The sequence below is a fragment of the Corynebacterium suranareeae genome (genome assembly GCF_002355155.1).
Taxonomy (GTDB): domain Bacteria; phylum Actinomycetota; class Actinomycetes; order Mycobacteriales; family Mycobacteriaceae; genus Corynebacterium; species Corynebacterium suranareeae.
Genome location: NZ_AP017369.1, coordinates 3029376 through 3048142 on the forward strand (window position 1 = coordinate 3029376; position 18767 = coordinate 3048142).

At 50.4% G+C, this 18767-nt stretch carries 14 protein-coding genes and 1 pseudogene; 10 read left to right on the plus strand and 5 right to left on the minus strand.

The window, feature by feature from the left end; translation table 11 throughout:
• The first annotated feature begins 5 nt into the window (after window positions 1-5).
• The gene (locus N24_RS13985; protein WP_096458382.1) at window positions 6-1169 is read left to right on the plus strand and encodes a hypothetical protein; all 1164 of its coding nucleotides are present in this window, start codon (window positions 6-8) and stop codon (window positions 1167-1169) included.
• Here N24_RS13985 and N24_RS13990 read toward each other — a convergent pair whose 3' ends face one another.
• A complete protein-coding gene (locus N24_RS13990; RefSeq protein ID WP_020948639.1) occupies window positions 1170-1343 on the minus strand; it encodes a DUF4236 domain-containing protein in 174 nt (57 codons plus the stop codon).
• Between the two features lie 149 nt (window positions 1344-1492).
• Here N24_RS13990 and N24_RS13995 point away from each other — a divergent pair, with 149 nt between their 5' ends.
• Window positions 1493-2269, plus strand: a complete 777-nt coding sequence (locus N24_RS13995) for an acetoin reductase (protein WP_096458385.1) — start codon at window positions 1493-1495, stop codon at window positions 2267-2269.
• Between the two features lie 56 nt (window positions 2270-2325).
• Here the strand turns inward: N24_RS13995 and N24_RS14000 are convergent, their stop codons facing one another.
• The 4 genes from N24_RS14000 to N24_RS14015 form a co-directional block, all read right to left on the minus strand.
• Complete coding sequence (locus N24_RS14000) at window positions 2326-2901, minus strand: hypothetical protein (protein ID WP_096458388.1); 576 nt, start codon at window positions 2899-2901, stop codon at window positions 2326-2328.
• Window positions 2898-4283, minus strand: a complete 1386-nt coding sequence (locus tag N24_RS14005; RefSeq protein WP_096458391.1) for an AAA family ATPase — start codon at window positions 4281-4283, stop codon at window positions 2898-2900. Before N24_RS14005 ends, N24_RS14000 begins: the two co-directional genes overlap by 4 nt.
• A gap of 114 nt (window positions 4284-4397) precedes the next feature.
• Window positions 4398-4691 carry an antibiotic biosynthesis monooxygenase family protein gene (locus N24_RS14010; protein WP_096458394.1) on the minus strand — a complete coding sequence of 98 codons (294 nt, stop codon included), beginning with the start codon at window positions 4689-4691 and terminating at the stop codon, window positions 4398-4400.
• A 443-nt stretch (window positions 4692-5134) separates the two neighbouring features.
• Window positions 5135-7912: an ATP-dependent Clp protease ATP-binding subunit gene (locus N24_RS14015; protein WP_096458397.1), complete on the minus strand. Its 2778-nt coding sequence runs from the start codon at window positions 7910-7912 to the stop codon at window positions 5135-5137.
• Between the two features lie 256 nt (window positions 7913-8168).
• Here N24_RS14015 and N24_RS14020 point away from each other — a divergent pair, with 256 nt between their 5' ends.
• The 8 genes and pseudogenes from N24_RS14020 to N24_RS14050 all read left to right on the plus strand — a co-directional run bounded on the left by N24_RS14020 (window position 8169) and on the right by N24_RS14050 (window position 18757).
• Window positions 8169-9602: a GuaB1 family IMP dehydrogenase-related protein gene (locus N24_RS14020; RefSeq protein ID WP_096458399.1), complete on the plus strand. Its 1434-nt coding sequence runs from the start codon at window positions 8169-8171 to the stop codon at window positions 9600-9602.
• A 110-nt stretch (window positions 9603-9712) separates the two neighbouring features.
• On the plus strand, window positions 9713-10726 hold the full coding sequence (locus N24_RS14025) for a helix-turn-helix domain-containing protein (protein ID WP_096458402.1): 1014 nt from the start codon (window positions 9713-9715) through the stop codon (window positions 10724-10726).
• 164 nt (window positions 10727-10890) lie between these two features.
• Window positions 10891-12795 (plus strand): FAD-dependent monooxygenase, encoded by a 1905-nt coding sequence (locus tag N24_RS14030; protein ID WP_096458405.1) that lies wholly within the window; start codon window positions 10891-10893, stop codon window positions 12793-12795.
• A 990-nt stretch (window positions 12796-13785) separates the two neighbouring features.
• Window positions 13786-14142 carry a hypothetical protein gene (locus N24_RS14035; RefSeq protein ID WP_096458410.1) on the plus strand — a complete coding sequence of 119 codons (357 nt, stop codon included), beginning with the start codon at window positions 13786-13788 and terminating at the stop codon, window positions 14140-14142.
• 124 nt (window positions 14143-14266) lie between these two features.
• Window positions 14267-14412: pseudogene (locus N24_RS16740) on the plus strand (hypothetical protein); the annotation flags it as partial.
• A gap of 298 nt (window positions 14413-14710) precedes the next feature.
• Entirely contained in the window at window positions 14711-15055 is a 345-nt protein-coding gene (locus N24_RS14040; protein WP_096458413.1) for an antitoxin VbhA family protein, read from the plus strand.
• An 86-nt stretch (window positions 15056-15141) separates the two neighbouring features.
• Window positions 15142-17040, plus strand: a complete 1899-nt coding sequence (locus N24_RS14045) for an MFS transporter (RefSeq protein WP_231911027.1) — start codon at window positions 15142-15144, stop codon at window positions 17038-17040.
• A 13-nt stretch (window positions 17041-17053) separates the two neighbouring features.
• On the plus strand, window positions 17054-18757 hold the full coding sequence (locus N24_RS14050) for a hypothetical protein (RefSeq protein ID WP_096458416.1): 1704 nt from the start codon (window positions 17054-17056) through the stop codon (window positions 18755-18757).
• The last annotated feature ends 10 nt before the right edge of the window (window positions 18758-18767 follow it).

An 18767-nucleotide genomic window follows, 5' to 3' on the forward strand; every position in this document is an offset into this window, starting at 1 on the left:
AAGTCATGTCTGGTTTCTCTCGTCGTAAGTTTGCCATGCTCACTGCACTCACTGCGGGAATAGTCAGCGTTGTTGCTGTTGGTTGTAGCGCCCCCACAGAACCTGAAACCATAGATAATCCCGTATTCATCGGCATCTCCAGCGATCCATTTAAAAACCTAAGTCCGAATAACTCAGCAAATCTCTTCGCTTTATCCGCCGATGGAACGGGAGGAATTTTCCACGAACTCGCTCCCACTTCTTTTCCATCTATGCACCGTTTAGGAAGCAGATTCATCGCACCGGATAGAGATTCCCTTGCAGTTTTCGACGCTTCATTGGAGGAAGTTTTTCGACACGAAGTGGCTGGACTCGGTGCCGGAACACAGTCCCAATCAGCTCAATCTCCACTACATAAATCTGTTGCTTTCTCCTTCAATGAAGGAACAGCTGAGGCTCCATATCGACACCGCATCGTTTCAGCAACTGAGAAAACATCAACTACTACGGTGACAGATCAGCGGCACTTCTCGCTTACTGCATGTGATGACGGATCCACACGGTGGGTCGAATATTTCCCTGACCGCGGAATGGAAGATCCAACGGGTCCAGGTTCAGCACGCATCGTGACACTCCAAGCTGACGGACAACTTGATGAAATTGATGTTGAGTGGAATTTTTCTGAGCGCCCCTACGCCCCAATTATTCTGTCCTGCGACGATCCAAGCGCTTATATAGTTTCGGAAGAAGACGTCATCTATGTAAAAGACCAGCTAAGCCCTGCCGAGTCCATCGGAAAATTACCTGCTTTTGAAGCAGCAGACCGTGGCCGGTTCGGTGTAGTTTCCGGCGAGGACTACTTCGTGTTTTCTTCATCCGGCATGCTGACCCGCATAAACATCCCTGGAGGGAAGGTCATCTACGCACAACCCATTGACTTGGGTGGCAAGCATCCAATTTCTATTACTTTCGATTCGAGCCGTGCTTACGTTGTTGTTCACGCAGATGAAGATAACCAAGCAGGCCTTATTGAAATAGATTTGAATGATCCAACATGTACTTCAGATCAGCTCTTGCTCACTGGCTTTAACAAACTACTGACGGCGCGGAAACCCAAGCCCGAAACTTCCATTGGTATCGACGCCATCATGCCGATAGATCCAGGCTATTCACTTGGCTGTAAGAAGTAGCTATTTCTTCCATCTGCCGCGATAATTCAGACCACCAGGCAACTTCACGGAAATTCCACCTCGCGAATTAATAGTCACCGGCCCAATGCGCTTCGAACCTGAAACTCCAGACTTGGATACATTCAACCAACTGTCTTTTCCGGTCTTGATAATTTTCCGATAATTCAGTCCCATGCGTGCCAGCATAATCTGTATCACATCATCCGTGCAGAATTACTTTGGTTGACCTAAGGTGGCTACTCAAGGGCCTTCAACGGTTCGATTTACGGTGCAGGCCTGGAAAATCTTGGAAACCTAATTTTAAGGAAGCAAGAGGCAGTGTCATGAGCAAAGTAGCAATGGTTACCGGTGGCGCACAGGGCATCGGTCAAGGAATTGCCCAAAAGTTGGCAGCAGACGGATTTGATATCGCAATCGCAGATCTGCCCCAACAAGAACAACAAGCTGCAGAAACCATCAAGTTGGTTGAAGATGCAGGCCAAAAGGCCATTTTCATTGGTCTTGATGTCACGGATAAATCCAACTTTGACAGCGCAGTGGATCAAGCAGCAAAAGAGCTCGGTGGTTTCGATGTCCTGGTCAACAATGCCGGCATCGCACAAATCAAGCCACTATTGGAAGTCACCGAAGACGATCTCAAGCAGATCTACTCCGTCAACGTTTTCAGTGTATTTTTTGGTATTCAGGCAGCTGCCCGAAAGTTCGATGAGCTTGGTGTAAAAGGCAAGATCATCAATGCCGCATCCATCGCAGCCATCCAGGGTTTCCCAATCCTTGGCGCATACTCCACCACAAAGTTCGCGGTTCGTGGTCTAACTCAGGCAGCGGCGCAAGAACTCGCACCCAAGGGTCACACCGTCAACGCCTACGCGCCTGGCATCGTGGGCACCGGAATGTGGGAGCAAATCGATGCCGAGCTTTCCAAGATCAACGGCAAGCCAATCGGTGAGAACTTCAAGGAGTACTCCTCCTCGATCGCATTGGGCCGACCATCAGTACCAGAAGATGTAGCCGGACTGGTTTCGTTCCTAGCTTCTGAAAACTCCAACTATGTCACCGGGCAAGTCATGCTTGTCGACGGCGGCATGCTCTACAACTAGGGGCTCTAGCGGTATCCTGCGAAGCTCCAATCTTAAAAGCTGGAGCTTCGCAGGCATCACCTAACCATTTTCTTATAGCTATACGGCCGCTTCTGAGCATTTTTAATCCGCAGTGGTGAATCAATATCACGACCATTGTCACGCGACGCAGATTTCTGGCTCGTGGACTCCCGATATGTAATCCAGGCATATCGAAATTGTGGTGAGCTTACTTCAATATTTTCATTGTGAAAGTGCGCTATCAGTGCCAACAAATAGTCAATTACTGCGCGTCCGCCTTTAAGCTGTGACACTACTTGTTGCCGGTCACCACTGCTCTTGGTCCCGAGTTTCAGCTCAATGAGCAGAATCTTCGAGTTCTGAGCATCAACAATGACATAGTCGCACCTTTTCCCCAGATCAGAGCCACCGCCGGTTTGCACGAAGCGGCCGTTAAGATCGAAATTGTCAATCTTAATAACCCGTGCTTCCGCAGGAACATCCTTGAGTTTAATCTTTCTTACAGGCTGCCCGACTTCATCTTCTGTAAGAACTAGTAAGCCATCATCATCAGTGAGCTCACTAGCTAAAAATAAAGAATCTTCCTTCAATAAATCAGCTAGCCTCGCCACAAATTTAGATAGCGCGCTCATCCCCACATAACCTCTTCGAACACATCATTCTGTTTGCGAATCGCCTCATCGAAAAATGGAGTGGCAATTCCGTCCTCAACTGTGACGTCGACCGAATGAAGTTTAAAGCGTCGAGAATCCCCCTCTACTTCGGTGTAATCAACTCTCACCGACTCAGGGGAAAGCACATACTCTGATGCGTAACCATCTGGAAGGGCGATCTGGTCTCGTTGTTTCAGCATCACAAGGATGGATAGTTCCCTGACAATATAGTCACTGTGTGTGGTCACCAAAATCTTAAGACCTGCGTTGGATAATGCAGCAAGCAACCTGCCCATCAGTATTTGGTTATGCGGATGAAGATTAAGCTCTGGTTCGTCAATAATTAACCACTGCCCTTTTTTAGCACTGTGACGAAGGAATTCCCCTAATTCAAAAAGGGCACGCACGGTACTCGAGGTAGAAGTAAGCGGTATGGAACCTGTTGCGCCATCGGGTGCAAACTTGAATTCCCCATCACTTTCTACGAAGCGACCCGAGACCATGGCATCAAAAAGCCTTAAGATTTCGGGATGTTCATCCACGAGGAAACTTCTATTGTTTCGTTTCCTATTTAAAGAACGGAACGTGTTGAAATTGTCCTCGATTGCAGGAGACCAAATGGCTGAAGAAACTCCGTTTAAGGCTTTCTCTCCCTCGATTCGAAATTCTTCGACTAGAAGCGACCTGCCGTAGTCAATATCCTGCTGAAATAAACTAATACCAGTTCGTTCTGCACTTAAAATATATGGAGGCGGAACCGTTCCTGAAAAAGAAACCCCAAGCAGAATTCCTATACAACGATTAATTTGCCTGACGTCTGTCGGTATACTCCCGTCGGGGAACTCAGTCCCTGAATCCTGGTCAAGCGAACTTAAAGCCAAAGTAGCGTTTCGTTCCGAAGCAGAGATCTCTAAGACGCACTGCACTTCACCTGCTCCAGTTTTAACAGGGATACTTCTTCGTTGGCTGCTTTTAAACAGAACATCTTCTATGTCATTTTCGTCTACAGAAATCCGCAATGGGAGATCTGCCATATCAGAATTACTCTTGAGATAATTCATAAACGGCCATGCTGATTGCAAAGCCTGCTGCTCTACCAATGTCTTTACAAGGCTAACTAGTTCATCCCTGTCCAGTACAGCTCTTTTATTGTCAACCAGTTGCAACGCAAGATCATCCAAGACGCTCGCTGTTTGAAAAACAGCACGCTGAGGGTTCCACGACAATCCTTTTATCAGTAGGTAAATTGCATGCGCTAAATATGTCTTACCGGAGCCATTAGGACCCGCGATAACATTCAGATTGCTCGGGGACCAATGCGGGTTTACCAGCGGGCCGAGTTCACTAGCGGAGATCTGCATATCCACAGGTTAACATAGGAATTGTTGCCACTTAGATAGTTTAAAATCTAGCCCTGCGGCCATTTCTAAGACGCAGGGCTAAAAGGTTTGTTTTGGCTTAAATCATTTGGGACTTTAGCTTTCCAAAGGAACCACATCAAAACCAAGAACTTCCACGCTCATCCCGCGCTTCTCATCATCCGCGTGGTTGCCAGCAGGACGGGCATCCGACCATGCTTGATAGTCTTCGCGAGAATCCCAACGAGTAACTACGAAGTAGCGATCATCACCAAATTGTGGACGCAACAACTCGAATTCTTGGAATCCTTTGGCCGTATCTACAGCCTTCTTACGAGCCGCGAAGCGTTGTTCGATTTCTTTTTCAGTCCCTGCGGGAAACGTAAGAGCGGTGATGTTAACAAATGACATGATGACCTCCTCCGCAGCGGAACCCCGTCCGCTGCACTATTCACAACCGGACACCATTAGTGTAACCTAACTACATTTTTTATAGCCTATGAGAATCATCACCTTTAGCACTCTGACCTGGCATTAATTCAATTGAATCCCCGCTTGGCGTATTTATAGCCCGTTTAAGACCTCCGAGTTTTTCGAATGGGTATTTGCATGCGTAAAGATCCGAAAACCCCTTGAAAACCCGTCTGGGGAAGTATGACTTTTAGGACTCAAGCGCATAATTTGAGCTCGACTAAACAGGCACGCCCAAAATCTTCAAAATCCCGAATGATGGACCTCGGCACCGGAATGCACTGATCCTGAAGTCATTAGTCAGAATCTCCTCCCTGAGCATTAAAAAAGGGCCTGAACTTTAGGAAAATCCTAAAGTTCAGGCCCTTTTTTTCAAAAGTTTACTACTCCTTGCTTGGAGCAGTGCCTCCCTGATCATCGGTGCCGTAGTAGTCGCCGGACACCTGATCAATGTCGGTGCCGTTTTCTACGTCTTCCTCAAACTTCTCAAGGGTTTCAAGGTCAATGTCGGAAAGGGAATCGGTTTCTGGGACATCGCCGTCAGCTGCAGAATCCACATCTTGGATTGCTTCTGCAGCCTGGACAGAGATCTCAGAGAACTTTCCTTCTGGCAGTGGCTTTGGACGAGGCGTGAAGGTGAACTTCGCGCGGTCGGTGTCCTTGGACTCGCCATCCCAACCTTCGACGTCAACGGTCACGATCTCACCAGCGCCGATTTCACCGAAGAGGATCTTCTCAGACATCTGGTCTTCGATCTCACGCTGGATGGTACGACGCAATGGTCGTGCACCCAGTACTGGGTCGAAGCCACGGTTAGCCAGGAGATCCTTAGCCTTGTCAGTTAGCTCAATGCTCATGTCCTTTTCAGCCAGTGCGTTGGATACGCGGCCAATGAGGAGGTCGACCATTTGAACAATCTGATCCTTGGTGAGCTGGTGGAAGACCACGATCTCATCAATACGGTTGAGGAACTCGGGGCGGAAGTGCTTCTTCAGCTCATCGTGGACCTTGTTCTTCATTCGATCGTACTGAGCGTCGTTATCGGTCTCGGAAGATCCGGAGAAGCCCAGTCCCACAGCCTTGGAAATGTCAGAGGTTCCCAGGTTGGAAGTGAAGATCAGCACGGTGTTCTTGAAGTCCACGATGCGTCCCTGTCCGTCGGTCAGGCGACCGTCTTCTAGGACCTGCAGCAAGGTGTTGTAGATCTCCTTGTGGGCCTTTTCGATCTCGTCGAAAAGCACTACGGAGAATGGCTTGCGGCGAACCTTCTCGGTCAACTGGCCGCCTTCTTCGTAGCCAACGTATCCCGGAGGGGCACCGAACAGCCTGGATGCGGTGAAGCGGTCGTGGAATTCACCCATGTCGATTTGGATGAGGGAGTCATCGTCACCGAAGAGGAATCCAGCAAGTGCCTTGGACAGCTCGGTCTTACCAACACCGGAAGGACCAGCGAAGATGAAGGAACCGGATGGACGCTTAGGATCCTTTAGACCTGCACGAGTACGGCGGATGGCACGGGAAACAGCCTTGACTGCTTCTTCCTGACCAATGATGCGCTTGTGCAGCTCATCTTCCATGTTGAGCAGGCGGGAAGACTCAGCTTCGGTGAGCTTGAAGACAGGGATGCCGGTCCAGTTGGCCAGCACTTCTGCAATCTGCTCTTCGCCGACCTCAGCGATGTCCTCGAGGTCGCCTGAACGCCACTGCTTTTCCTTTTCTGCACGCTCTTCGCCTAGCTTGCGCTCCTTATCGCGAAGACCTGCAGCCTTTTCAAAGTCTTGGGCATCTATTGCTGCTTCCTTCTCGCGGCGAACATCTGCGATGCGCTCATCAACTTCACGCAATGAAGAAGGTGCGGTCATGCGTTTGATACGCATGCGTGCGCCTGCCTCGTCAATCAGGTCAACTGCCTTATCTGGCAAGAAGCGATCGTTGATGTAGCGATCTGCGAGCTGAGCTGCAGCGGTAAGAGCACCATCGGTGATGGAGACACGGTGGTGAGCCTCGTAGCGGTCGCGCAAACCCTTCAAGATTTCCACGGTGAGATCAACGGAAGGTTCTGGAACCTGCACTGGCTGGAAACGACGCTCTAGAGCTGCGTCCTTTTCAATGTGCTTGCGGTACTCATCCAAGGTGGTTGCACCGATGGTCTGCAGCTCACCGCGGGCAAGCTTTGGCTTAAGCAAAGATGCAGCGTCAATTGCACCTTCGGCGGCACCCGCGCCGACAAGGGTGTGGATCTCATCGATAAACAGGATGATATCGCCGCGCTGGTTAATCTCCTTGAGGACCTTCTTCAGGCGCTCTTCGAAGTCACCACGGTAACGAGAACCTGCAACAAGAGAACCAAGGTCAAGGGAGTAAACCTGCTTGTCCTTCAAGGTTTCTGGAACCTTGCCGTTAACGATGTCTAGTGCAAGACCTTCGACAACTGCGGTCTTACCAACACCTGGCTCACCGATAAGAACTGGGTTGTTCTTGGTACGGCGAGACAGCACCTGCATGATGCGCTCGATTTCCTTCTCACGACCAACAACTGGGTCTAGCTTGCCGTCCTTTGCAGCCTGGGTGAGGTTGCGGCCGAACTGGTCAAGAACCAAAGAAGTAGAACGCTCGCCTGGACCACCAGAAGTTGAACGTCCGCCAGGTGCAGAACCTGCACCTACTGCGTCGCCACCGCTAGAAGCGCCCTGGCCACCTTCTGGTGATCCGCCCTGGCCGCCTTCGTAACCGGAGAGAAGCTGAATAACTTGCTGACGCACGCGAGGCAGATCAGCACCGAGCTTGACCAAAACCTGAGCTGCAACGCCCTCGCCTTCACGGATCAAACCGAGAAGCAGGAACTCAGTACCGATGTACTTGTGTCCCATTTGTAGGCCCTCGCGGAGGCTGAGCTCCAGGACCTTCTTGGCACGAGGAGTAAAAGGAATGTGGCCGGTGGTGGGCTGGGAGCCCTGGCCGATAATCTCTTCAACTTCCTGGCGGACAGCATCCAGGGAGATTCCCATGGATTCCAGCGCCTTGGCTGCAACGCCTTCGCCCTCATGAATAAGGCCAAGGAGGATGTGCTCCGTGCCAATGTAATTGTGGTTGAGCATGCGCGCCTCTTCCTGCGCGAGCACAATCACGCGGCGTGCACGATCGGTAAACCTCTCGAACATGTCTCTCCCCTTAATTTGTTTATTTCTAAATTCGCTTTCACCCACTTTAACGCCCCAAGTAGGCAAAACTTCCCGACTTTTCCACCCCGCTTTGAAATTAGCCAAACTTGAAACCATATAAGGCCTGTTCAAGGCCTATTTTTGAGGCCGTAAGGCCCCTGTACGCCTGTAGCGAACACTGGGTTGGGGCGTCGAAAAGCATCTTTGAGGTACTCTTGCCGTGTTCAGGGTTAATTGATTTATCGATAGGATACCCATGCGTTTTCTCAACAACTCCACTCCACCCTATGAGCTGACCTATTCCGATGTGTTTATGGTTCCTTCGCGTTCTGATGTTGGATCGCGCATGTCGGTGGATCTGCATACCAATGACGGCACCGGAACAACCATTCCGCTTGTTGTTGCGAATATGACTGCTGTGGCTGGTCGACGAATGGCTGAGACAATCGCTCGTCGTGGCGGCATTGCTATTTTGCCGCAGGACGTGCCTGCCGATATCGCTGCGGAAACCATTGCCAATGTGAAGAAAGCCGACCTGGTTTTTGACACCCCAATTACGGTGAAACCGCACCACACGGTAGGTTATGCGCGCAACTTGATCCACAAGCGTGCACACGGCGCAGCCATTGTTTTAGACGGCGATAAGCCCGTTGGCATCATCACCGACAAAGACCTCGAGGGCGCGGACAACTTCACTCAAGTTGGCACCCTCATGTCTACGGCGCTGCTGACTTTGCCTGAGGACATTTCCCCCGAGGACGCATTTGGCATTCTCCACGAGCACAGCCGCAAACTCGCGCCCGTCGTCGCAGCCGATGGATCACTTCGCGGCATCCTCACTCGCGCTGGCGCTCTGCGCGCCACCATGTACAGCCCGGCTATCGACGCCCAGGGTCGCCTGCGCGTAGGCGCCGCGATCGGCATCAACGGCGACATCGAGGGACGCACCAAAACGCTTCTCGACGCCGGCGCCGACGTTCTAGTCGTCGACACAGCACACGGCCACCAATCCACCATGATCAGCGCCCTCAAGCGCATCCGTGCACTAGATGTCAACGTGCCGGTCGTCGCTGGAAACGTGGTCACCGCCGATGGTGTCCGCGACCTAGTTGAAGCTGGCGCAAACATCATCAAAGTAGGCGTCGGACCTGGCGCAATGTGCACCACGCGCATGCAAACCGGTGTTGGCCGCCCACAATTTTCCGCAGTGCTCGAATGCGCGGCCGAAGCCCGCAAACTCGGCGCACACGTATGGGCCGACGGCGGTGTACGCGACCCACGAGACGTAGCCCTTGCACTAGCCGCTGGTGCCTCCAATGTCATGGTCGGATCCTGGTTCTCCGGAACTTATGAATCCCCCGGCGACCTGCGTTTCGAATCCGATGGACGCATGTACAAAGAATCCTTCGGCATGGCATCCCGGCGCGCCGTAGAAAGCCGAAACCAGAAGGTTGAAGCTTTCGAAAAAGCACGCCGCTCCATGTTTGAAGAAGGCATCTCCACCGCCCGCATCTACATTGATAAACGCCACGGCGGAGTTGAGGATCTTGTCGATCAAATCATCTCCGGTGTTCGTTCCTCATTTACCTATGCAGGTGCCGATTCGATTGAAACCTTCTTCGAACGCGCCACCGTTGGAGTTCAATCCACTGAAGGTTATGCAGAAGGAAAGCCACGAGCTTCACGTTAAGTGTTGATTGTGGTTGTGCCGGTAACTCGTCGGGAGCTTTAGGGCTCCCGGCCTTTTTTAATTCCACATTAATGACTTATGTGATCTAAGACTCTATCCTGGTACGCACCATGACTGCTCAACCAGCCCAAGAGCCGCCGAAATATCTGCGCTTTAGTACAAGCGGAATCCTGCCGGATAGCCGCGTTCAAATGTGGGAGGGACATAATGCTCGTGCATTAATCCCGCTCGACATTAGAACTATCGACGATCGACCAATGCAGGCGTCGGAAACCAACCTGCATCTGCCATCGATTCGACTTGCCAGCGTGTTTGGCACATCGCAATTTGTCGAGCGTTCTGAAAGTTTTATTTCAAATAATCCCACTGGAGTCATCGCGATCTTCTTCGCTACTGAAGGTGATGCAGTATTCTTCCACCGCGGAGGCCATGTGGCACTGCGCCCAGGTCAAGCCATTGTTTATGATGCTGACCGGCCATTCCTTCGTGGGTTTAACAATCGGTTTCGGGAGTTGGTTCTCACCATTCCAAAGCAACGTTATCAAGAGATCGTGGGATCAAAAGGCCCAGAACTGCCTGCCATATTTGAGTTTGGGGCAACGGGAAATGCCAGTGAGCAGGCTCTAGCACGACTGGTGCAGGAATCTTTGCACAGGATTGAAAGTGGCGAACCACAACACATCGATTCCACCACTTCCTTAACTAAGTCGTGGAGTGATCTCGAGGTCGAGGCTACTGGTCTAATCCGAAATGTGCTTGGTGATGCAGCAAGTAGCGAAGAAGGGCTGATCTCTGCTGCGCAAAAATATATTGAAACCAATATCTCCGACCGCGATCTTAGTGCCGCTCAAGTGGCGGCAGCTGTGGGAATCAGTGAACGCCAATTAGCTCGTATTTTCGCCGATGCAGAACTCACCATTGGGCGCTACGTACTAAATACTCGGCTGGATTTTGCACGAGATGCGCTCTCATCCCGCGAAAGAGACAGAGTATCTGTCAGTGAAATCGGCAAGCGTTTTGGGTTTGCCTCCCCAAGTCATTTCAGCAGAACCTTCCGCGAGAGGTTTAATGTGACACCGCTGCAGTGGAGGAAAGAATCACAACGACAATCCTTGCAGGGCTAAGGACAAGTGCGCGTTTTATCCCCACACGGACATCATCTTGCCCCAAACGGACAATAATGCCAATCACACTTTCAAGCCCATTGTGACCTGAACTACATTTCTGGTTATCGCACGGAACGACTTCCGTGAATGAGATTTAAGAAAACCTCTCGAAAGGATCTGAAATGCAGTTTCACTACGATGGATACGCTACCGCCGACCCAATGGAGATGCGCGCAGAAGGCAGCGGAGTAAACCGACCTGAAACCCTTCCCGAGGTCATGGATGTGTTGATCGTTGGTGCAGGCCCTGCTGGCACTATTGCAGCCGCTCAGCTTTCCCGCTTCCCCAATGTGACTACCCGTCTTGTAGAACGCAGTGACCGTCGCCTCGAGTTGGCCAACGCAGATGGTGTGCACTCCCGAACCATTGAAACCTTCCAAGCTTTCGGTTTCGCTCATGAAATTCTCGCAGAGGCCCACGAGATCACCGATATGGCTTTTTGGAAGCCGGATCCACACAACCCCAGTGAGATCATCCGCGACAACAGCACTCGTGAATTGCCACAACACATCAGTGAATTCCCGATGGCACTTCTTACTCAAACCCGTATCATCGACCACTTCAATCGATTCATGAAAAACTCACCAACCAGGATGGAACCTGATTATGGTTATGAGTTCGTGGACTTTGAAGCAGCAGATGATTCAGACAATGAAGAGTATCCAATCACCGTTACGCTTCGTCGCACAACCGGAGCTCAAGAAGGCGAACTGGTAACAGTCCGCACGAAGTACTTGGTTGGTGCTGATGGTGCTCGTAGCCAGGTTCGTAAATCATTGGGATACCGCTTGCAGGGTAAACAAGCCAACCATGCTTGGGGTGTGATGGATATCCATGCAAACACCGATTTCCCAGATGTACGCAAGAAGTGCACCATCAAATCCGACACTGGGCGAACCATTTTGCTCATCCCACGCGAAGGTGGTTATCTCTTCCGCCTCTATGTTGATCTGGGCGAAGTTCCTGATGACGGCAGCAAGGCTGTTCGTGACACCCCACTGCAAGATGTTATCGATACTGCAAACCAAATCATGGCTCCATTCACCCTGGATGTGAAAAACGTGGTGTGGAACTCCATCTACGAGGTCGGGCACCGCGTCGCAGACCATTTCGATGACCGTGTTTCAGAGAAAACCTCAAGCGAGCACCCACGCATTTTCATTGCTGGCGACGCCTGCCACACTCACAGCGCTAAGGCTGGTCAGGGCATGAACGTGTCCATGCAGGACGGATTCAACCTTGGTTGGAAGCTCGGGCACGTAGCCAGTGGAAATAGTCCCCGCGAGCTGTTGCAAACCTACGCTGAAGAACGCGAGGACATCGCTTACAAGCTCATTGAGTACGACAAGAACTGGTCAACACTCATGGCAAAGCCAAGCAGTGAAATGGGCAGCGCGCAGGATCTAGAAGACTTCTACCGCGCGAACTCCGAATTCAATGCCGGCTACATGACCCACTACCCGCCGTCCTCTATCACGATGGACGGAAGCAACCAAGATCTGGCAAAGGGCTATCCAATTGGTCGACGCTTCAAGTCAGCGATGGTTGGTCGAGTCTGCGACTTCACCGAAACACACCTCGGACACCAAGCCACTGCCGATGGACGTGTGCGTGCATATGTCTTCGCAGGCGCAGATGCACTTGATGGCAACGACTCCGAGCTTGATCGTTGGTCACAGTGGGCAGAACAACACCTTGATCCAGCATTTGTGGATGCCAAGGTGATCTACCAGAAGCAATACACCGAGTTCGATATCCGCCAGGTTCCATCCGTGTTCAAACCTAAGGTAGGCATCTTCGAGCTGACCAACGTGGAAAATTCCTTCGGTATCACCGCAACCTCCGATATCTTCGACAGCCGCGAAATCTCCCGAGATGGTGTCGTGGTGGTTGTCCGCCCAGACCAATATGTATCCGGAATCTTCCCGCTGACTGATACTGCAGGCCTCGGCGAGTTCCTCACCGGATACTTCCCCAAAATGAAGGGCGCACATCAAACAAGTGAACAACAGCTAGTGCTTCAGTGAGTTGTTCGAGCAGCGTGTGAAAAATAGAAACTAGTCGTCTCTCCTTAGTAGGAGAATTGCGGCTAGTTTTTGTTATTTAATCCGCATTTAAACACATTGCTCTTAGAGATTTTGTGAATAGAGAACATCGTCAGTGGGTAGCTCTGGTATGCAGCATGGTGCCCACACACATGGAATCAAAAATTGTGGTGCGACAGGTGCGGAGGACGAGGACTGCTGTGAATTTGCCGAAGATGTTCCGTGGACAGTGACACTGAAGTGGGAGCGCCGCTGTTCGGTGGAATCTGCGTAGCGAATCGCTCCCAGATAGGTTCGATGATAAACGGCAGAAACAGATCTTCGCCTCATTTCAGTCTGATGGTACTGCCCTTTAGCGATTTACTTTTGGAAACTCTCTAGGCACCATCGCATAAGAGCAAGTTCAAATCAGAGCAAAGGCATAAAAGCGTGTGGTGTCATCAGTTTTTCACTGTCAGACAGAGGCATATTGATTAACGCCACTGGTACATCAATTTTGGTCAAGTTAAAAATTTGCTCGTTGAACCACTCTTCCCGCCCAGTTCACCATTACGTAATAGACTCAGGAAGCATCAAGTAGCTGTCAAGATTCCTCCACTTCGACACGCCAAAAGTAGTGAAAGGTGGAGGATTGCACGTATCCCCATATGGGGGTACATAAAATATATTCGTCCTGATTTCACTCCGCCTAATATTTCCTATGCTTATATAGCTTGTACATAATTTTTTAAGAAAGAAGCAAGACGAGGCTATCGAGAAAATCGTTAAGCTTAGCTACTTCAGCATTAATTCCATAGGGTTAATGTCACCGGTAGTACAAACTCGTTTTCCCGCATCGGTCCTGACCTCGGGAAAGTAGACACAGGGGGTCGGCTCCTCCGGTCCGTACTGCTTGCATAGATACTGCAAAAACATACTGGGTAGCAGTTAAATACTCACACTATAGAGAAAACTAGGGTTTAGGAAAGCGGTATGGAAAATCAGGATAAGGTTCCAGTCAAAGCTTTATTGATTCTTTACTTAGTCATATTTCTTGCTCACTGGATTTTCCTACCGATAAAGTCATGGTCAGATGCAGAGGCAGTTTTAATACTTCTTTTCATTTCTCTTGTTGCAGCAGTATTAGTAATGGTCTTTACGCTTAGAGCACCTTTGTGGGTTCTGGTTGTTGTGAGTTTAGTGGGGCTCATTGGCATGGTCGTAGCTATTTATTTCTTAATGCAAGTTCCAGACGGAATTCTTACTCCAGTTTTTATATTTATTGGTGGAGGAATCTTCTTAGCCGAACTCATCGTAGGTGGCGACCGCTACTGGAGAGCTCGCAGATAAAACATCATTGCGGAGTGTAAATATTTTGTAATTTCAACCACGCTGCCTCTTCCGTTAGAAAAAGATTCAAAAATCTATTACGGCCTATAGCTCTGTGGCCAATTGGTCACGGCAGCTAAATGAGACACGCGATGGTGTCCTGGTGGTTGTCCGCCCAGACCAATATGTATCCGGAATATTCCCGCTAACTGATACTGCAGGCCTCGGCGAGTTCCTCACCGGATACTTCCCAACATGAAAGGTGCACATCAGCTAGTCAATGCGAATTAGGGTTCAGGCTTAGCCTTTTCTAAGTACATGTTGCACGGTTAAACACTCACATGAGAGCTGACCAGTTCAACTGAAAAACCAACGGTGCGGTGAGGACGATCTACTGTCCTCACCGCTCATGTGTGCCTGTTCAAGCAAGAACTTTCCGGGTCTAGAAAGTTCTCGATCGTAATTCTTCTACGAAAACTTTGAGGCTCCAATGAGCTTGTTGAAGCTTCCGTTCTTCAAGTATCTTGGGTCTTGCACCAGGCGTTTTTCTATATTAGCCCGACACATCTCGAACAGAAGAGGAAGAATCTTGAACTCGCAAACTCAACGATCTGTGTGGGTCGAGCAGGCTAAGCATTCTTTGTATCTCGAGGGGCTTTTAACAAGTGCCGAATACAATGAGGACGCAGAGCGTTACGTTTCTGGAACCATCAGCGCCGACCAGCTTGTTGAAAAACACGCGCTAGATTTAATCTTTCTTAGAGCATTGCCTGCTCTTAAGGAGCTAGCTAATTTCTTTTACACCTTTTTTGAGATGCCTCAAACCGCAACTATATTTTGTAATTTCAATCATGCTAACGTCTCTTTCATTAGAGAAAGTTTCAAAAATCTGTTACTGTCTATGGCTCTGTGGCCAATTGGTCACGGCAGCTAAATGAGACACGACACGAGGAGTATCTGCAGTACCTCCTGACACGGCACAGTGGTTTAGCTGAACTTACGCCGACTGTCAGGAAAGAAATGACGCATACTCCGACTCCCGCGTTTTCTAAAACGCGCATCGCTTGGATGATTGCAGTTGCTGCGGCCGCTGCATTCCTTGCAACTTTTAATGAGACCTTCCTCAATGTGGCTTTCACGCCCATCATGCAGGATTTCAACGTTGACGTTAACACTGTCCAGTGGTTGACCACTGGTTATTTGCTGGTTGCAGCAGTGTTTGTTCCAGTCTCAAATATTCTTTATCACCGTTTCCCCACCAAGCCGCTGTTCGTTTCGGTTGTTGCGCTGATGCTGGTTGGTTCCATCGTGGGTGCGCTGGCGCCTTCGTTTGAAGTGCTGTTGATCGCGCGTTTACTGCAGGCGATTGGTACTGGTTTGCTCACGCCGATCGGTATGAATATCACGTTGGCGGTCTCGCCGCGTGAGAAGTTGGGCCTCAACATGGGTATCATGGCTGCGATGACCACGCTCGGCCCGTCGCTGGCAATTGTGCTGTCCGGCGCCTTGCTGACGGTCGCTCCATGGACCACCTTGCTGTGGGTGTTTGGCGGTTTGACGCTGGTAGTCCTGCTAGCTGGCGGTTTTGCGTTGCAAAACGTTGCTGCTTTACGACGCCCCGTCTTGGACACCATTTCCTTCCTGCTGGTCGCTATCGGCCTTGTCGGAATCCTTTATGGTGTTTCGGCAGCATTTGGCGGCGCAGCTCTCTATGCTGCTATTTCGGCTGTCATCGGTGTTGTTGCGCTGTGGATTTTTGTAATTCGTCAGCAGCGCATCGAGCATCCGCTACTTAACCTGCGCCCATTCGCTAACATTTCGTTTGTTCTCGGCGTGCTGATGACCATGCTTGGTCTGCTCTTCGTCTTTGCGATGAACGTTGTCATTCCACTATTCCTCCAGTCCGGACACCAGATGGAACCTTTGGGTGCATCCTTGACGCTTGCACCCGGAATTTTGCTCACCGTGGTAATGGGCCCAATTGCCGGCAAACTCTTTGACCGCCACGGTGGACGTTGGTCTATTCCATTGGGATTCCTCATCATGGCAGTGTTTGTCACCCTGGTGGGTGTTGCTGCTGGACACTCCTCCATTTGGTTATTCGGTACGCTATATATCCCCGCAGTTCTGGCAACCGCGCTGGTCATTGGCCCTTCCCAAACCTTTGCGCTTTCCCAACTTGACCGTGAAACCAGCCCACACGGTGTGACCATTGTGTCCACTGGTTTCCAGATCGCAGGTTGTGTGGGTACCTCCCTTGGTGCTGGTATTTACGGTGCAATCAGTGGTGGTAGTGGTGAATTTGATTCCTTACTCGGTGGTTTCCGTGGAGCTGTCGGCTTGGTTGTTGTCACGTCGATAATTGGTATTGTTCTGGCGTTTTTGGCATACCGCTCAACCACTAAAACTCCAGCTGCTTCTGATCAAGAACTCACAGTGCAGTCCATTATGAAGACTGACGTCTACACCCTATCCTTAGATGATTCAGTCCTAGATGCACTCAAGACGTTTACTGATCGCGGTATTTCTGGCGCACCGATTCTTCACAAAGATGGAACTCTTGCAGGGTTCCTGTCCGACGGCGATGTCATGCGCTACCTTTCTGCAACACATCCATCTTCCACCTCGATCTACTCTTATGCGATCGGTGGCGATGACGATCTTGCACAAGCTATGTCTGAACTAGCTGAACTCAACGTGATGCGCATTGCTACCCGTAATGTCCTCACCATCGATGCTGCATCCTCCATTGTTGATGCCGTAACTGCACTTTCCGATGCCCACATCAAGAAAGTTCCAGTTGTACGTGGCGAAAACGGTCCCGTCGTGGGTATCGTTAACCGCTCTGCGGTTAACCGTTTAGCAATTGGCAGCTACCTGCAAGGTGCGCTGGTGGGAGGCGTCGAAAAGCATCTTTAAGTAGCGTTGATGTATGCGCTCGCTTCAATCGATCCTTGACCTGGTGACTTCGGCATCCAAACTGGCTACAAAAATTGTGGTGGAGCGGGTTGAAAAGCATCCTGTTCATGGATTGGAATGGATGATGTATCCGCCATTTCATCCATGGACTGATGCTTCAACGTTGACGATTGAGCGAAAAGGTGACAGTCGGCGCGCGAGCCGGGATGGCGTTGCGGTTCTTCATCAACACGAACAAGTTCAAACTATCGGCCTGGCCAGCTATTTTATTGACGCTAAAGTGTGGGTAACTGAGCTGGCTGGGCTTGATCTTGCCAATATTGCTGAGAGCAAAATTGCTGGTCGTGACGTATTGGTGCTGCCGTTATCTGATCTGACTTTGAGCATCGATGCAAAATATGGCGTGATTTTAGCCGCGGAGGATCACAACGAATCGGTGCGCGCAGTATCGGTGGAATTCCTAGATAAGTGGGTGGATGAGGAACAACCCCCAGTAGAAGAAGCACCCACCTACCAGGAAATCAGCGAAGAACTGCCGCCGCCTGCGCTTCCTCCGGCTCCTTCTGGAAATCGCGATCTCCGGGTTCTGTGCACGTGGGGAGACATTTCGGATTGGAAACCTGGCGATCAAGTTTCCCTATTTTTGTATTTCAACCTCAACGATCCGCCATTTGAACAGTTGAAAACTACTCGTCGCGGCTTCACCGAACCGGGTGAGATTTATAAAAACCAGCGCAGCTATAAATTTCACGCTGATGGATGGAACGCCACTATTTCCACCAAAGTGCCACTGCGCGCCGAAGAAAACCTCACCGGCTACTTCACCCACAGCTCCTACGCATCCACCCGCCGCACGTCAGCGGTCATCACCGCAGTCTACAGCTACGATAAGGGCGCAATTATCGACGTGACCCTCAACGGTGCGAAACCTCCTAGATATCAAGAACCCTTGGAATGGTCCAGTACCAGCACCTGTGACGGTGAAATTTTCTGGCTATCCGACAAAAGCCTGCCCTTCGTCCGGGGTTTCGATGTCTCAACAGGCAAGCTTTTACACGAGATCTCCATCCCCACCTTCAATGAGATCACCCTCGAAAACGGCAACACAGTCCGCGCAGCGAAAAGACTTTGGGAACTTCCAGATCTTAAAGAGGCAACCGACCCTGTTCCCGCTATCCCCGCAGGCTGGACATTACACAAAAGTTTCGGGAAAAACTTCCATGTTGTCAGCGCTGAAAACGGAACCTGGAAACAAACAATCCTTAAGATCAAACCTTTTAAAGCACTTGAGCTTGATCTTGGTTTTGACGAAATTTCCGCGATTTACCAATATGGCGAACTGATTTACCTGCGCGCTCTACTTCACACCATTACGTTCACCAAGGATCTTGAGATCCTCAGCGTGGAAGTCCATGGAAACCCCAATGCAGGTTATTGGCCACTTTCTGATCTTCCACCAGGAGATTCTCCAACGCTGGGTTTTCCTACTGGATCACTCATGATGTTCCATGAGCAAGAAGGCACCTATGCTTTCCATGATCCCGAAACAACGGAACAACTAACCACTGTGAACTTAGACAGGAATAGTTTTTCAGTGGCATATTCTTCCCACACCAAAATTGTTATCTCACTGAAAAATCCAGAAAGCCGCCTCATTGACAAACTGTTGGTATGGGAACCCAAAACCGGGTGGCGGGAACAAAGCCTGGAGCGCTGAGCACGGGCTG

Bases quoted from the DNA above. Each gene is read 5' to 3' on its own strand.
- N24_RS13985 (WP_096458382.1), top strand. From the start codon at position 6: ATGTCTGGTTTCTCTCGTCGTAAGTTTGCCATGCTCACTGCACTCACT.
- N24_RS13990 (WP_020948639.1), bottom strand. From the start codon at position 1,343: ATGGGACTGAATTATCGGAAAATTATCAAGACCGGAAAAGACAGTTGG.
- N24_RS13995 (WP_096458385.1), top strand. From the start codon at position 1,493: ATGAGCAAAGTAGCAATGGTTACCGGTGGCGCACAGGGCATCGGTCAA.
- N24_RS14000 (WP_096458388.1), bottom strand. From the start codon at position 2,901: ATGAGCGCGCTATCTAAATTTGTGGCGAGGCTAGCTGATTTATTGAAG.
- N24_RS14005 (WP_096458391.1), bottom strand. From the start codon at position 4,283: ATGCAGATCTCCGCTAGTGAACTCGGCCCGCTGGTAAACCCGCATTGG.
- N24_RS14010 (WP_096458394.1), bottom strand. From the start codon at position 4,691: ATGTCATTTGTTAACATCACCGCTCTTACGTTTCCCGCAGGGACTGAA.
- N24_RS14015 (WP_096458397.1), bottom strand. From the start codon at position 7,912: ATGTTCGAGAGGTTTACCGATCGTGCACGCCGCGTGATTGTGCTCGCG.
- N24_RS14020 (WP_096458399.1), top strand. From the start codon at position 8,169: ATGCGTTTTCTCAACAACTCCACTCCACCCTATGAGCTGACCTATTCC.
- N24_RS14025 (WP_096458402.1), top strand. From the start codon at position 9,713: ATGACTGCTCAACCAGCCCAAGAGCCGCCGAAATATCTGCGCTTTAGT.
- N24_RS14030 (WP_096458405.1), top strand. From the start codon at position 10,891: ATGCAGTTTCACTACGATGGATACGCTACCGCCGACCCAATGGAGATG.
- N24_RS14035 (WP_096458410.1), top strand. From the start codon at position 13,786: ATGGAAAATCAGGATAAGGTTCCAGTCAAAGCTTTATTGATTCTTTAC.
- N24_RS14045 (WP_231911027.1), top strand. From the start codon at position 15,142: ATGACGCATACTCCGACTCCCGCGTTTTCTAAAACGCGCATCGCTTGG.
- N24_RS14050 (WP_096458416.1), top strand. From the start codon at position 17,054: ATGCGCTCGCTTCAATCGATCCTTGACCTGGTGACTTCGGCATCCAAA.